This is a genomic window from Longimicrobiaceae bacterium, from assembly GCA_036375715.1.
Lineage (GTDB): Bacteria > Gemmatimonadota > Gemmatimonadetes > Longimicrobiales > Longimicrobiaceae > DASVBS01.
Map to the genome: position 1 here is coordinate 1 of DASVBS010000025.1, position 14,741 is coordinate 14,741.

A 14,741-nucleotide genomic window follows, 5' to 3' on the forward strand; every position below is an offset into this window, starting at 1 on the left:
CGCTTCGTGAGCCGGGGCGGCAAGGGGTGGATCACGGTGGCGCTGGGGGCCTGGGTGCTGGTGGGGCTGCTGGGGGAGAGCGGCGGCTGGGTGGAGGTGGTGCGCAGGGGCACCGAGCAGGTCGCGGTGCGAGAGGCGGTCGACACCGGGAGCGCCGAGACCTCCGGCAGGGGCGCGAACGCGAGCCCCGGGACTGCTGGAAGCGCCCGGACCACCGGGACCCCGACCCTGTCCCCTACCGCAGTGGCCGGCACCGACACGGCCCCCTCCACTCCGCCCGCGCTCGCCGACACCCCTGACTCGGCCAGTACCTCCGATACGCGGAGCGAGCCGACCGAGGGCCCGCGTCCAGCCTCACCGGAGGATACCTCCCCCGGTACGGAGGACACGTCGGAGGCTGAAGCTCAGGGGGAAGGCGACGCACCGGCGGCCGCCGGAGCCGCTTCGGACCGGCCCTCCGCCGGAGCCGTAGCCGATACGCCGGTGGCCACCCGGACGCCGGCCGAGACGGCGGCGGCACCGCCCGAGCGCGGCGGGAATGCTCCATGGGCGTCGGTGACCCTCGACGACATCAGGCGCGACATCAACTTCGACGCCCTTCCTCCCGACGGTGGCGTGGTCACACCCATCGCGGCCGAGGGGACCGAGCCGGATCGGTTCATCGCCGAGCAGCTCGATTGTCTGCAGCAATGGCTTCCCGAGTGGGAGCCAGCCCAGGTGCGGGACCCGGTGCAACGCGCGAGGAACATCCTGGACGTCGCCGCGGCGGCCGACCTGTACCAGATGGAGGCGATCGAGAGCCTGGTCCCGCACATCGTGTTCGATCAGCTCCGCGACGAATTTCCGGAGGATCAGCTCGTCAAGATCCTCTACTGGATCGCGATGCACCCGGACGAAGGGGATCCCCCGGCGGTCGACAAGCTGAGTCTCGTTTGCCTCGACGCATACGGCACCGTCAACATGGACGAGTTCCGCCTGCGCACCGCCATCTACGCCGTGAAGCTGCTCGGCCGGCTCACCGGCTTCATCACCCCGCGCTGATCGGCGCTGAGCGCCGAAGCCGCTGACCGCAGGCTATTCGCTCCCGCCCGCGTAGTCGTTGTAGAGATCGGCGATGCGAGCCTCCTCGGTCGTCCCGCCGTGCACGATCACCCGGTAACGCAGACGCAGCGGCTCTCCCTCGGCGAAATCGAGATGGCCTTCCTCCATCCAGTTGAAGGGGGTCGGAGAAAAGAAGCCGTAATCGCGTGTGAACCACGGCGGCGGCGACCAGGGGTTCGCGGGGTGGTTGAAGATCGCCAATCCCTCAACGACCCCATTGCGCGACCCGTAATAGTCGGCCCACTCCGCCACCTGCCCGAAAGTCCCCTCCTCGCTTTTCGCTCCGCGCGAGTTCACCAGCGTCCCCCCGCTGTCCACCGACAGAGCGGGTACCATCCGGGCGGAGAAGAGCGAATGGTTCGTCTGCTCGATGCGAACGTCCATCAGGGGGACGAGGGTGATTTCGAAGTCGATGACGTTGACGTCCTCGCTGGGACTGGAGATCCGGATCGTGCGCTCGTCCCGGAAGGGCGACTCAGCACCCGGCCGGCTCCAGAGGTTGCTCTGGGTGATGACGACTTCTTCCCCCTCCGCCTCCACGATCCGGGTCTCCTGTGCGACGATCTGCCCGCGGCTCAGCGAGTCCTGCCAGTAGTTGCCCCCGTTGACGCGGTCGGATCCGAAGAAGAGCGAATGATGGTGCGGGTAAGGCTCGGAGGTCTCGGTGGTGACGCTCTGACCGCTGCGCGGCCCGACCACCGGGTAGAAGTAAGGGTACTTCTGGTCCCGGGCATATCGGTACTCGGTGAGCAGCTCACCGTCGACCGTCACGCGGATGCGATCCTCGAGCTGCTCGGCGCGAAGCGTCCGGCCGCTGCCGGCAGCGGGCGCGCACGCCGGGAGCAGCAACAGGACCGCACCTGCAATTACTCCCTGACGGAAACGCACGCGGTTTGTCGGGGACAACTCTGGAGGCATGGTCGGCATCGATCTACACTCTCTGACAGGCGAGGGGTGGCGTGTACAGAGTATCCGGGTAGGTTCTGAAGATGCCCCGCCGGTAGGGAAGGGGCGACGGTCGGACATGGATTCGGTCCCGCACGGAACGGGGATTCTAGTCCCACACCCCACGATCCGACAACCGCGACGCCACGGCTCGCTCTGCCAGATGCCTGAGTTCCCCGAGATCTCTCTGTACCTGCACGCTCTCGAGCCGCGGGTCGTGGGCGAGGTCCTGGAGCGCGTCCGCATTCGCTCGCCCTCCCTCCTGCGCACCTTCGACCCGCCGGTCTCGGCGTGCGAGGGGAAGCGCGTAATCGGGCTGCGGCGGATCGGCAAACGAATTGTCTTCGCGCTCGAGGACGACCTCTTCCTCGTCCTGCACCTGATGATCACGGGCCGCCTGCAGTGGAAGAGTGCCGGGTCGGCGATCCCGAAGAAGGTCGGTCATGCGGGGCTGGACTTCGGCTCGGGCACGCTGCTCATTACCGAGGCCTCCAGCCACAAGCGGGCCTCGCTGCACGTGCTCCGCGGAGAGGAGGCGCTGGCCGCGCTCGATCCCGGCGGAATCGATCCTCTCGCGGCCGATCGGGCGGAGTTCGACGCTGCGCTCGACCGGGAGAATCACACCCTCAAGCGGGCACTCACCGATCCGCATCTCTTCAGCGGCATCGGCAACGCGCACTCCGACGAGATCCTTCACCGCGCCCGCCTCTCTCCTTTTCAGCGAACGCGGGACCTCGACGAGGAGGAACGGCAACGCCTCTACGAAGCCGTTCGGACCTCGCTGCGAGAGTGGGCGGATCGGCTGATCCGGGAAGCGGGTGACGAGTTCCCCACCCGGGTCACCGCTTTCCATCCCGCCATGGCGGTACACGGGCGCTTCCGGCAGCCGTGCCCGGTCTGCGGCACCCCCGTGCAGCGCGTGGTCTACGCAGACAGAGAGTTCAACTACTGTCCGGGTTGCCAGACTGGCGGCCGGCTCCTGCGCGACCGGGCGCTGTCGCGCCTCCTGGGCGAGGATTGGCCGAGCCGGGTGGAGGAGATCGAGTGAAACGGGCGCGGGCGCGACCATTCCATGCGCCAGCGCCCGCCGCGAGCTCTAGATCTGCGAGTACTGAGTGGGCCGCAGGATCTCGTCCGTGATGTTGGAGACGGTGTCGGCGAAGTAGCTATCGCCAGAGAGCCGACGCCACTCCGGATCGTTCTGGAAGGTGGACCAGGCGGCGTCACGCGCGGCCATGTCCGGGAAGGTGAGCATGTAGGTCAGGTTCGGCATCCTGGGGCCGATGACGGTCTCTCCGAAGAAGACCGGTGTCAGACCGGTTCGTCGGAAGATCTTGATCTCTCCTCCGCGCTCGTTGAACATCTCGATCTTCCGTAGCGCCGCGGCGTCGTTATGGCTCTCGTATCGGCGCAGCTCGAAGATCCGCGGTGATCGCTCGGCCGCGGTGGCGGGCGCCTCGAGCCGGGGCATGTCCGCGAAGGCTCGCAGAAGGGAGCTTTCAACGCGAACGAAGGCGGGGTCCCCGAGCGGTGCATCCAGCACCTCCGCTCCGGCCTGGCGGTATTCGCTATCCGCCATGAGCCGCTCGCGCAGGGTCACCACCGACTCGAGCGTCGGGTGGACGAGCAGGAGGATGATCGTCGGACGGTTCTCACCGTACGTGACCGTGAACGCCCCGACCGGCCCGACCCCCGCCCGGTTCATGGCGGGAATGGCCACCTCGCCCAGAAATCTTCCCATCGCCCGTTGCTTGGGCCCGGGAATCGCCTGGTAGCGGCGGATTTCGAAGTACTGGCGCTCGTCCTGTCGGGCTGCAGCGGCGGAGATCCCGCCGAAGGGCGCCAGACCGGCCACGGCGGAGGCGCTGAGGAAGTCGCGTCGATTCATCCTGAGCTCGGCTTCGTTCGAGAGAAAGGGCAGGAAGCGATGATCCGCCGAAGACCGGCGCGGGCGCGCACAGGATAACACGCTGGCGGTGGACACGCCACTGGAGTCCACGGGACTTCCGCGGGCCGAGCTGACCTCAGCCGTCGACCAGGCATCCGCCGCAAGGAGATCCTGTTGAGCGCTGGGTCCACGTCCGGGCCGCGCGCAGACTCGCAAGTGCATCCTGCCCGGCATCGCTCGATCATGGGCTGTCGCCCGTTCGGCCGCGGGCCTATCATGGAAGCTCCGCCCGCAAGGTCCGAAAAGTTCGTCCTGTTGCCCATGCTTCTCCGCCTACTTCGCTTACCGCTGCCGGCGGCGGCGATTCTGGTCTTGCTCGCCGCTCCGCTGTCCGGGCAGAGTGACCGCTCGATCCCCATTCCTGCCCTTCCCGACTCCACCCGTTCGCGGATCCTCGGGGAAATCACGCCGCCGGCCGGCTTCGAGCTGACCATCTTCGCTGCACCGCCTCACCTCACCTACCCGACCTGTCTCTACCCGGCTGACGGAGGCGTCGTCTACGTCTGCACCGACCCCAACCTGCTCTTCGGGCGCGAGCGTTATCTGGGACGCGTGTTACGGTTCGTGGACGCGGACGGCGACGGCATTGCCGAGCGCTACACCGTCTTCGCGGACAGCCTCGACAGCGTGCGCGGGATCACCGTGGTGGGCGACGAGGTCTTCCTGATGCACGCCCCGGTGCTCGCCGCCTACCGGGACAGCGATGGCGACGGTGTCGCCGACTCCCGCCGGGTGGTGGTCGAGGGGCTGGGCTTCGGGCTCGATGACCGGAACGGCGACCACACCGCGAACTCGTTGCGGCTGGGCCTGGACGGCGCCATCTACGTGGCGGTGGGCGACTACGGATTCCTGCGCGCGACGGGCACCGATGGCAGGCAGATCTACCTTCACCGCGGCGGGGTCATTCGCGTCCGCCCGGACGGGACGGAGCTCGAGATCGTCGCCCGCGGGACCCGCAACATCTTCGATCTAGCGCTGGATTCCCACCTGCGGATCTTCACCCGCGACAACAACAACAACGGGCAGGGCTGGAATTCGGTCTTCCACTACCTGCCGGTGGGTGCCGACGCGGGCTATCCCTCTCTCTTCCGCAACTTTCGGGAGGAGATCCACCCGGTGCTGGCCGACTACGGCGCCGGGGCGGCCACGACCACGCTCTGGCTGGACGAGCCGTCGTATCCCGCACCACTGTCGCGAGGGCTCCTGTCCGCCGACTGGGCCCTCAACCGGATCTTCCACCACCAGGTGACTCCGGTGGGTGGGACGTTCCGGATCACCCAGGAGGAGGTGATGACCGTTCCGCGGCCGGTGGACGCGGAGGTGGGGCCGAACGGCTTCCTGTATGTCGCCAGCCTCTCAGGAGGATCCTACGACTATGCCGGCGAGCACGTGGGGTACGTAGTGCGGCTGCGTCCTTTGAGCACGCCCGCGCCACACCCTTCGCTGGACGATGCGGACGAGGCCACCCTGGTGAACGCCTTGCTGGCTCCCTCCCAATCCCGGCGGCTGCAAGCCCAGCGAGCGATCCTCGACCGCGGCGCGACCGCGGGATTGCGGCGGCGCCTGGAAGCGGCGGTCTCCGAACGCGATGCGCCGGTTGCGGGCCGCATCGCGGCGCTCTTCACGCTGAAGCAACTGACAGGACCCGCGTCGCATGCGACCCTGCTGCGCGCGGCCGAAGATCCTGCGTTGCGGGAGGCAGCCCTGCGTGCGCTGGTGGACCGACAGAGTGAGCTCGGGGGCGTGCCCCCATCGCTCTATCTCGAGGCGTTGAGTGATTCCTCTGCGGCCGTTCGCCTCCAGGCGATCCGCGGCCTCTCCCGCCTGGTGCCACCCGAGGCCGCGGGCGCGCTGATGCGCGCGGCCGTCGACCCTGACCCGACCGTCGCGCACGTCGCCCGCAACGAGCTCGCGGCGCTGGGTCCCGCTGCCGTCCCTGCGGCGCTCAACGCTCTCGATAGCGGAGATCCCTCGGCGCGATCGGCAGCGCTGCAGGTGCTCTCGCGGCTGCATGCGCCTTCAGTCGTAACCGAGCTCGCCCGGCGGTGCGATGGGGTGGATGCAGAGGCCCGAGTCGAGATCCTCGGCGGTCTCGCGCGGCTCTATCATCGCGAGGGATTCTGGGACGGAGCGTGGTGGGGAAATCAGCCGAGCACGGAAGGGCCCTACTTCGCACCCGTGGAGTGGTCGGAGAGCCCGCGCATCCGGACGCGCTTGTTGGAGGGGATCCTGGAGGCGGAGGAGGAAGTCCGCACCTCTCTGCTCGAGCGCTTTGAGCGCGAAGGCGTACTCCCGAGGGAATCCTCGACTTTGCTCCAGGTCGCCGCACAGGCGAATCGCAAGCAGTACGCCGAGCTGGCGGAGCTCCTCCTGGGCGGCCGGGAGTTGGCTCCCGTGGCGCTGAAGCGGCTGGCTCAGCTCAGCTCCGCGCAGCCGGCCCTGCGCGAGGCGGCTGTGCGCGTCGTTACCGCCCTCCCCTCGCCACCCTTGGAGGCGGCCCCGCTCCTGGCCGAGGCCGCCGCCGCTAACTCGCTACCGGCTGCACTACGCGCCCGTGCGCTCACGGCCGTCACCCGTACCACACCGGCGGATCACGACCGCGTAACCGTCGCCTTCGCCGCAGTAATACCCTCCCTCCCCGATCACCCCGAGCTGCTCCAGGCCTGGCGGCGCTACGTGGGCGATCGTCAGCGGGCCGAAGAGCTCGATCATTTCCTCGCTCTCGCTGCCGGCGGGGATGAGAACATCCGCACGCTCGGTTTTGCGGTGCTCGTGCAGGTAGCCGCCCTTCCCCGAGTCGATGAGAGGATCAGAGACCGCGCCCGGGACGCTATCGCGGCAGGGTGGAAGGATGCCGAGGCCGCCGCCGCGCTGCAGCGGGCCATCCGGCTCATGGAGGCAGAGGATCGCTACCCGGAGCAGCTCGGAGGAGGTTGACGGCGAGGCAAAGCCAATCCCGGGCGCCCTACTCTGTTCCCCCTTACCCTACCGGCACAGCCTCCGGGTCCCAGCGGTTGATCACCTCGCGAACCCCCTCGAGGTGCGCCTGCATGCGGCTAACCGCGAGCTCCTCGTCCCGATGCTCCAGCGCGTCGAGGATCCCGAGGTGCTCCTCGTAGTCGCTCTGCGGTGAGCCGTAGATGTTCAGGATCGAGCGCTGTTCCCGCTGGAAGTGCTGGCGCAGCACGTACAGCAGCTGCGCGAGCACGATGTTCCCGGAGGCTCGGGCGATCTCCTGGTGGAACGCCATGTTGGTGGCGCTCAGAGCTCTCGGGTCGCCAAAGCTGTCGGCCGCCTTCGCGAGCAGCGAGCGCATTCTGGCGAGGTGCGCCTCGGTGGCAGATGTTGCGGCACACCTTGCCGCCTGTACCTCGATCGGGAGGCGGGCCTCGATGAGGTCGAGCAGGAGCTTCTTCTGCAACGGCCCCCCGTACGCCCTGCTCGCCAGCAGCAGGGCATCCTCGGCGCGCCTCACGTACACGCCGGAGCCGTGGCGGATCTCCACCAGACCCATCGCTTCCAGCTTCTTCAGCGCCTCGCGGAGGGTGGGATGACCCACTCCAAAATGGCGGGCCATCGCCATGATGGCGGGAAGGCGATCGCCCTCCCGGTACTCTCCCCTCAGGATGGACCTGCGGATCCGCTGCGCCAGCTCATCCGGGAGCGACTGCCGCGGAGCGCTGGCGGAAGTCCATCGCCCGCTTCGCCCCGTCGCTCGCGTTGCTGCCGCCCTCCGCGAACGGCTCACTGGCGTCTCGGTCGCCCCCAGTTCACGGCGTTTTCGGGATAATCCGGCTCACCGTTCATTCCCGGAGAGGTCCACATCATCTCCAGGAAGGTGACCGGCTCGGTCCCGCCGTTCTTGATTGCATGCCATTGGTTCGGCGCCAGGAAGAGAGCGGCGCCCGCCTCCAGGCGCTCGGTGGCGGGATCGTCCTCCTTCAGCTGCACCTCCAGCACACCCTTCTCCACCACCAGCAGCATCTCGACCGGCTGGGAATGCGGCCGTGCGGGATACGGATTCAGCCCGGGCTCCATCGTCACCCGCCGGAGGCCCAGACTGAGCAGAGTGGAGGTCGGCGCCTGGAAGTAGACCTGCATGCTCCCTTCCTGGCTATCGATCGTGCGCAGATCCGCCGCGCGCACGATGCGGGTCCCCATCAGCTCGGGCTTCCAGTAGGCGGGCAGTTCGGATGCGGCCAGGACCCCACCCACACCGAGTGCCAGGAAAATCGCGATACGGTTCCGTCGCTTCATGATCGTTTCTCGACTCATCGGGTGAGTTCGGGTCACTCCTCGGTGCCCGTCGCCTGATACGCAGGGGCAGCCGCGCCTGCCTGCTTCAGCTGGTTCAGCGTGTAGTAGATCCGCGTGTTGACCATCGGGTTACCCTCGGCATCGACGAGCCCTTTGAGGTTGAGCTCGTAAACATAGCCCGGGACCAGCTCGGCCAGCCGAAGGCTCACCTTCCGTCCATCTTCCGAAACCTGGACGTCCTCCACCGCGACCGGCTGCTTGTCGTGCTGCGGCGACCCGTAGTTGATGCTGTACTCGTAGTAGTACCGCTGGAAATCATACGTCGCAGCCTGTGATGCCACCTGCCGATCGACCGGCTTGGTGAACGTCAGATCAAAGCCGTGCTCGGTGAGGTTCATCCGGAGGATCTCCATGGGCATCTCGCCCGTCCACACGATCCTCGTGATTCCCTCCGCACCGAGCCAGCCGTGATCGGTGTGACCGACCCAGAGGGATCCGTCGGGGGCAAAGGCAAGGCGGTTGCTGCCCAGACGGAGCGGCTCGCCCTCGATGAACGGCGCCACGGCGCCCTGGAGCTGGTGGTTTACTTCCTCCAGCATCACCCGCATGATCACGGGGTGGTTCATCTCACCCACGAACATCTGCCCCTCGAACGGACCGAACTTGCCGCCCGTGTAGTCGAACACGGGCTGCGTGGGCGAGTTGGCCAGCACGCCCGTGGGGAACTGCACGATCTCCTTCACCCGCATGCGATCCAGCACCGGCACCGGGATGGCTAGAGGGATGGTGGTGATCCCCTCCTCCCAGGCCAGGCTCGGTGGATGGCCGTGAAACCCATGCGGCTGCACATGGAAGAGCTTACTCGTCCCCAGCCAGTCGCCCTGGTTGTCGGTGACGAACAGGTTCCCTTCGCGGTCCAACGCCAGACCATTGGGGGAGCGGAAGCCGCTGGCCCAGGGAATGGTCTTCCCGTCCGGGGTGATCTTCATGACCCACCCGCGGTACTCGACCGCGGAGAACATCCGCCCGATGCGACCCCGCGGGCTGTAGTCGCCGCGAATGATCGGTCGTACCGGCCCGTTGTTGGAGGCGGTGTTCAGCGAGAAGTAGAGGCTGCCGTCCGCGGCCATGATGGGGCCGTGGAGGAACTCGGAGTAGTTACCCGACATGCCGAACTCATCGCTGATCGTCTCGAACAGGTCGGCCTTCCCGTCACCGTCCGTATCCACCACCCGGGTGACCTCCGGGCGCTGGCCCACGATCATCTCCCGCTCGTTGATCACCACCACTCCGAGCGGATCGTGAAGCCCGGTGGCGAAAACCGACCACTCGGACGACTTCGGGTCGTAGATGAGGATCTCCCCGTGGTGGAACACCGCCACCACCCTGCCATCTGGCAGGAAATCGATGCCACCGGTCTCCGGAACCTGTCCCGGCGGCGTCGGGATCTCCTCGATCCGATACGGAGGTCGGGGCAGATCCTCGCCTCCCTGCTGTGCCGGCGCGTCCGTGCGGATGAGGGCGGTGGCGACGAGGGCCGCCAGCGCGGCGGACGCGCCGAAACGGATGCGGTCTCTCACGCCGTTCATCGGGCGCCTCCCCCGTTGGGAATCATGGTGATGGTGAATTCACGCGCCTGGGCGGGCGTCAGGGTAAGCACGCCTTCCTGCCAGCGACCCGCGGAGCTCTCGATGCGAACCCCCGCGTCCGGCTCGGTGAGGAAGCGCACCGGCTCGTTCGTCTGAACGCGGAACCTGCGCACCAGCCCTCCCCCGTTGCGCGGCTCTATCCGTTCGCGGATGTCGGCGCCATCCACCGTATAGTGGAACTCGGGGATGTCCCGATCATCCAACTGGTAGCCGAGGAACTCCACTTCCTCCGCCTCGGTCCGGCTGCCGACGCGGAACGGCACGCCGATGTGGCTGCGGTAATAGATCTCCCCCTCCACTGTCGCGTACGCGTTGCCGTTCCCGCGCCAGTGAGGCCAGTTGTCGACGAAGCCGCCACTCCACGCATAGCGCAGGAAGACCTCGCCCGCGTCGAAGTTGTACGACTCCCCTCCCTCGAACCCGACCGCGATGGAGGCGGGTCCGCTCTCCGGCAGGAAGGTGCGCGAGATGGCAGGGAAAGTCGTCCCGTAGGAAAGGGCGGGCCCTTCCTCCTCGGGCTGCGACGGTCCCCCGGACGGACGGCCGCCACCGCCACGCTGAGCACGCGGCGCCTGCGCCGGAGCCTCTCCGGCCGCTTCAGGAGTGCGCTGGCCGGGTGGCACGTTCTCGTCGCTCGCCAGCGCCGGCGGCTCCTGGCCCACGTACATCACCCCGTACATGACGAAGCCGTGCCCAGGGAAGGTACAGACGTAGGGGTAAGCCCCCGGCTCGCTCGGGGCGGTGAAGCGAAGCACGTAGCTGCCACCCCGCTCGACCTGCGGAGTGAAAGCGATCACCTGAGGAATGGAGGGCACATAGTCCTTCTCCACGCCGGCCTGCATTCCCGCCTGGACCACTTCCATGCGCGCCCCTGGCCGAGTGACCACCAGGTTATGGCTCATGTCCGCCACATCGTCGCGGTTCTGGAAGAGGATCTTGACGGGAGCACCTGGAGGGGCCTGGAAGCGCACACGGTCGTAGCGGATCCCCGGAACCGCGTTGATCTCGACCGTGACCGTATCCGATGTCTGCGCCGTGGCCGCCATCGGGGCGCCTGCCCCCATCGCAATCAACAGCAGAACGGCGCGGCTTCTTGAGAGCATGTATTGGTACTTGGAGCCGGGATTCAAGGTTGTAGGGTCATCAGTCGCGCGTTGGAACCGGAATCCTATGAGGCTTCACCCTCCACCACCATGGACCGCAGCTTCTCCTCATCAACCTCCGCCCCGAGACCAGGGCCGGTGGGGACAGCAATCGTTCCGTCGGCGGCGGGCTCGAGGGGAGTGCGCAGGATGCTGACGTCCATGAACTGAGGACCGTTGAGGGCGGCCGGGAGCTTGTACTCGAAAGCTCCGTAGAGAGCCAGCGTACCGGCCAGCGAAACGTCCGGGTCGGTCAGGCCGCTACCGACGATCATCAACCCGGCGTCCTGCGCGATCTCGTACTGCCGCTTGGCCGGGAAGAGACCGCCACAGCGGGCGGGCTTCATGGCGATTCCGTCCAGCAGATCGAGCCGGATCATCTCCATCAGCGTCGACGGGGAGGTGAGCCCCTCGTCCATGAGGATCGGGAGCGCTCCTTGGCGGCGAAGATCGCGGTAACCGGCCAGCCGGTTCGAGGGCAGGGGCTGCTCCAGGATGTCCACCCCCACGTCCGCTAGTTTCGGGGCCGCCAGTAGGGCGGTGGTGGTGTCGTAGCCGCCATTCGCGTCCGCCCAGAGGAATCCGTCCGGGAGCCGCTCCTTTACCCGCCTCGCCAGCTCCACGTCGAACTTCGGGTCCGGGCCGACCTTGATGTTGACGTGGCGGTAGCCGCGCGAGATGCCGTCGTCGAGCAGGGGATCGAGATCGTCGAGGCTGACCGGGTTGGCGGTCCAGCTCATCACGATCTTTCCACCGGTGGGGCGTCCCCACAGCGTCGCGATCGGCTCGTTCATCAGCTTGCCCACCGCATCGTGGAGCGCCAGGTCGATCCCCGCCTTGGCCATCGGCTGACCGGTGGAGAACGAGGGCGCGATGTTCATCTCCATGATGCGGTGCGCCCCCGCAATGTCGAAGACGTTGTGGCCGATGAGCTCGGGCGCGATGTAGTTGCGCAGCGTGCTCGTGACCGTCTCCCGCGTCTCATAGCTCCACTTGGGGATCGGCACGCTCTGCCCCCACCCCACGACCCCGTTCTCCGTGGTCAGCTTGACCACGACCGACGATCGGCCCGTGGGCGTCCCTTCCGGTCCCTCGAAGAACTTGAACCGGCCGACCATCGGGTAGGTGATCGGAAAGAGCTCGATCGAGGCGATCCGTACCGGCGCGAGATCCCGCCAGGCATTGCCCCCCAGCCCCAGCGCCGCGCCGAAGGCCCCCAGCGATAAGCGGCTCACGAACTCTCGTCGGCTCTGGGGCAGCTGCGCGGAACGCTGAATGGATCGAGATGATGGCATGGCGGTTATCCGTTGTCCGTTATCCGTTATGGGACGGGCTATCGGCTATCGGCCGGAATGGGATGCTGCCAATGCGACCACAAGCGCCGCGTCCGCGACTTCTGGCTCCTGGCTTCTGCCCCCCTTCTAGCTTCCAGCTTCTAGCTCCTAGCTTCTCATCCTCAACTTCTCGAAACCTCAAGGAATTCAGAAGAATGCCGGGCAACATTCCGCAGAGAATTCCTCAAATTCCCGGAGCATACGGAAACTCCAACCCCATATAGTACTGCAGCGTATGCTCCGGCCGCTCGTACTCCTCCGGAATTGGCATCCGCGAGAACTGCTGAAAGTACAGCAGCACCGCGTCGCGCCACCAGCGCGCCTCCTTTTCCTGGATCGCGAGGAACGCTCTCACGTCGGCGAAGCGTTGCTCGTCCACCTTCCCCTGCATCGAGTCCCACAGGCGCTGCATCCCACGAACCTGCTCCACGCCCAGGTTGTAGCGGTAGCAGAGCTCTTCCCAGAGGGTGCGCCCGCTCCGCAGCCGCTCGTCCCACCGCACGCGATGGAACCAGAGCAGGTACTCGTCGGGGACCGTCTCGCGGTTGGCGAAGCGGTCCCGGACCTCGGGAAAGTACTGCTCCACCGCGTTGCTGCCGCTGGCCGTTCGATCGAAGCCGAGGCCCAGAGTATCCGCCCGGTGATAGTAGACCGACGTCCAGTCTGGTCGGCCGCCCCTCACCCAAGGCGCAGGGCCGTAGTGGTGGCTCCGCCCCATGATGTGCACAAGCCCGAGGGGCGTCATGTAGTTCACCACCGCCTCCCTTGACTCCATCATCATCTGCACGACGGGCGCGACGAAGGAGGGGTCGTTGCTGAAGGTCATGCGCACCCAGTCTTCGGCGATCTCCCGGGACGAGGCGTACGGATCCCAGGCGAGCCGCCCGAACGCGTACCAGTTGGCCTGGTTGAAGTGCGACCCGCACCAGTTGAAGTCGGTGCCGATGTTCGCCACCCCCGCCATCCCCGTCATCGGATAATCGTGGAGGCTACCGTCGATCACCCGGGCAACGGTGGACCCCTCGCCCTCGGCGTAGGTATCCGCCTTCAGAACTTCCTCGAAGAGAGCACCCAGGTACACCAGGTGTGTCGCCTGCCCGGTGTACTCTTTCGTGATCTGGAACTCCATCATCAGCGGCGTCTCCGGCATCGCGCCGAAGAGGGGGTGAAACGGCTCGCGCGGCTGGAAGTCGAGCGGGCCGTTCTTCACCTGCACGAAGACGTTGTCGCGGAATTCCCCGTCGAGCGGCTTGAACTCATCATACGCCTGACGGATCCGATCCGTTGGCACCTCGTTGCTGTAGACGAAGGCGCGCCAGATCACCACGCCGCCGTACGGAGCGACGGCGTTCGCAAGCATGTTCGCTCCTTCCGCATGGCTGCGGCCGTAGTCCTGCGGCCCGGGCTGGCCCTCTGAGTTCGCCTTGACGAGGAACCCGCCGAAGTCCGGAATGAGCGCGTAGATCTCCTCCGCCTTCGCCTTCCACCAGGCCTGGACGGCCGGATCGAGGGGGTCGGCGGTCTCCAGCCCACCGATCTCGATGGGCGCGCTGAAGCGAGCCGTGAGGAAGACGCGTATCCCGTAAGGCCGGAAGACGTCCGCCAGCGCCGCAACCTTATCCAGGTACATGGGGGTGAGCACCTGGGCATTGGCGTTGACGTTCGTCAGCACCGTCGCGTTGATCCCGATCGAGGCATTCGCCCGGGCGTAGTCCGTGTAGCGTGGAGAGAGATAGTCGGGGAGCTTGTGCCAGTCCCAGAGGGAGAAGCCCGCGTAGCCGCGCTCGACCGTGCGGTCCAGGTTGTCCCAGTGATTCAGCATCCGATACCGCACGCGCGGTGCGCTGCTGATGTCGAGCCGTGATACCGGCTGCTGCGTCTGCAGCAGGCGGAGCAGGTGAAAAGTGCCGTAGAGCGCGCCCACCGGCGTATTTGCCGCCACCACCGTCATCGGTCCCTGGCCGCGCACGTCCAGCGTGCGGAGCAGGTATCCCTCGTCTCCCACTGCGCGCAGGTCCTCGCCCCATGGCTGCGACGCGATGAAGGGCGACGTTCCGGGCGTCCCGACAATGAGCGCGCCACCTCCGGAGGGTGAACCCGCGAGGGGCAGCTCCCGGTCGATCATCCCGCTGAAGGCCCGCACCAGCTCGGCGTGCGCGACCGCCAGCGTCGGGTTCGACGTATCCACCACCAGCTCCGCGAACCTCTCGCGGTACTCGCTCAACCGCTCGGCGTTGCTGACGGGGACGTAGCGCAGCCAGAGGTCGTAGCCGTTCTCGGCGCGAAGCGTCTGCGGCCAGAGGGCCAGCGCTCCGCAGAGCACAATGATCTTCCGGGTAGCGATGCGGAGAGGCATTCCGGTGCT

Annotated in this window: 11 protein-coding genes; 3 read left to right on the plus strand and 8 right to left on the minus strand. The window is 67.0% G+C overall.

Annotation, left to right across the window (positions count from 1 at the left end):
• On the plus strand, positions 1-1,041 hold a 1,041-nt coding region (locus VF167_04075; GenBank protein HEX6924576.1), incomplete at its 5' end, for a hypothetical protein.
• A gap of 33 nt (positions 1,042-1,074) precedes the next feature.
• Here VF167_04075 and VF167_04080 read toward each other — a convergent pair.
• Positions 1,075-1,950, minus strand: a complete 876-nt coding sequence (locus VF167_04080; GenBank protein ID HEX6924577.1) for a PmoA family protein — start codon at positions 1,948-1,950, stop codon at positions 1,075-1,077.
• 259 nt (positions 1,951-2,209) lie between these two features.
• On the opposite strand from VF167_04080, the gene VF167_04085 reads away from it, so the two are divergent.
• Positions 2,210-3,094, plus strand: a complete 885-nt coding sequence (locus VF167_04085) for a DNA-formamidopyrimidine glycosylase family protein (GenBank protein HEX6924578.1) — start codon at positions 2,210-2,212, stop codon at positions 3,092-3,094.
• Between the two features lie 48 nt (positions 3,095-3,142).
• Here VF167_04085 and VF167_04090 read toward each other — a convergent pair whose 3' ends face one another.
• Positions 3,143-3,934: an NIPSNAP family protein gene (locus VF167_04090; protein HEX6924579.1), complete on the minus strand. Its 792-nt coding sequence runs from the start codon at positions 3,932-3,934 to the stop codon at positions 3,143-3,145.
• Positions 3,935-4,255: 321 nt separating this feature from the next.
• Between VF167_04090 and VF167_04095 the strand changes: the two genes are divergently transcribed.
• A complete protein-coding gene (locus VF167_04095) occupies positions 4,256-6,931 on the plus strand; it encodes a PVC-type heme-binding CxxCH protein (GenBank protein HEX6924580.1) in 2,676 nt (891 codons plus the stop codon).
• Between the two features lie 43 nt (positions 6,932-6,974).
• Here VF167_04095 and VF167_04100 read toward each other — a convergent pair whose 3' ends face one another.
• The 6 genes from VF167_04100 to VF167_04125 all read right to left on the minus strand — a co-directional run bounded on the left by VF167_04100 (position 6,975) and on the right by VF167_04125 (position 14,732).
• On the minus strand, positions 6,975-7,742 hold the full coding sequence (locus VF167_04100; protein ID HEX6924581.1) for a FadR/GntR family transcriptional regulator: 768 nt from the start codon (positions 7,740-7,742) through the stop codon (positions 6,975-6,977).
• Positions 7,739-8,251, minus strand: a complete 513-nt coding sequence (locus tag VF167_04105; GenBank protein HEX6924582.1) for a cupin domain-containing protein — start codon at positions 8,249-8,251, stop codon at positions 7,739-7,741. The genes VF167_04100 and VF167_04105 overlap by 4 nt, the downstream gene beginning before the upstream one ends.
• A gap of 32 nt (positions 8,252-8,283) precedes the next feature.
• A complete protein-coding gene (locus VF167_04110) occupies positions 8,284-9,840 on the minus strand; it encodes a hypothetical protein (GenBank protein HEX6924583.1) in 1,557 nt (518 codons plus the stop codon).
• Positions 9,837-11,003, minus strand: coding sequence for a hypothetical protein (locus VF167_04115; GenBank protein ID HEX6924584.1), 1,167 nt, complete (start codon positions 11,001-11,003; stop codon positions 9,837-9,839). The genes VF167_04110 and VF167_04115 overlap by 4 nt, the downstream gene beginning before the upstream one ends.
• A 65-nt stretch (positions 11,004-11,068) precedes the next feature.
• Positions 11,069-12,277, minus strand: coding sequence for an enolase C-terminal domain-like protein (locus tag VF167_04120; GenBank protein ID HEX6924585.1), 1,209 nt, complete (start codon positions 12,275-12,277; stop codon positions 11,069-11,071).
• A gap of 283 nt (positions 12,278-12,560) precedes the next feature.
• Positions 12,561-14,732, minus strand: coding sequence for an alpha-glucuronidase family glycosyl hydrolase (locus VF167_04125; GenBank protein HEX6924586.1), 2,172 nt, complete (start codon positions 14,730-14,732; stop codon positions 12,561-12,563).
• Positions 14,733-14,741 lie beyond the last annotated feature (9 nt).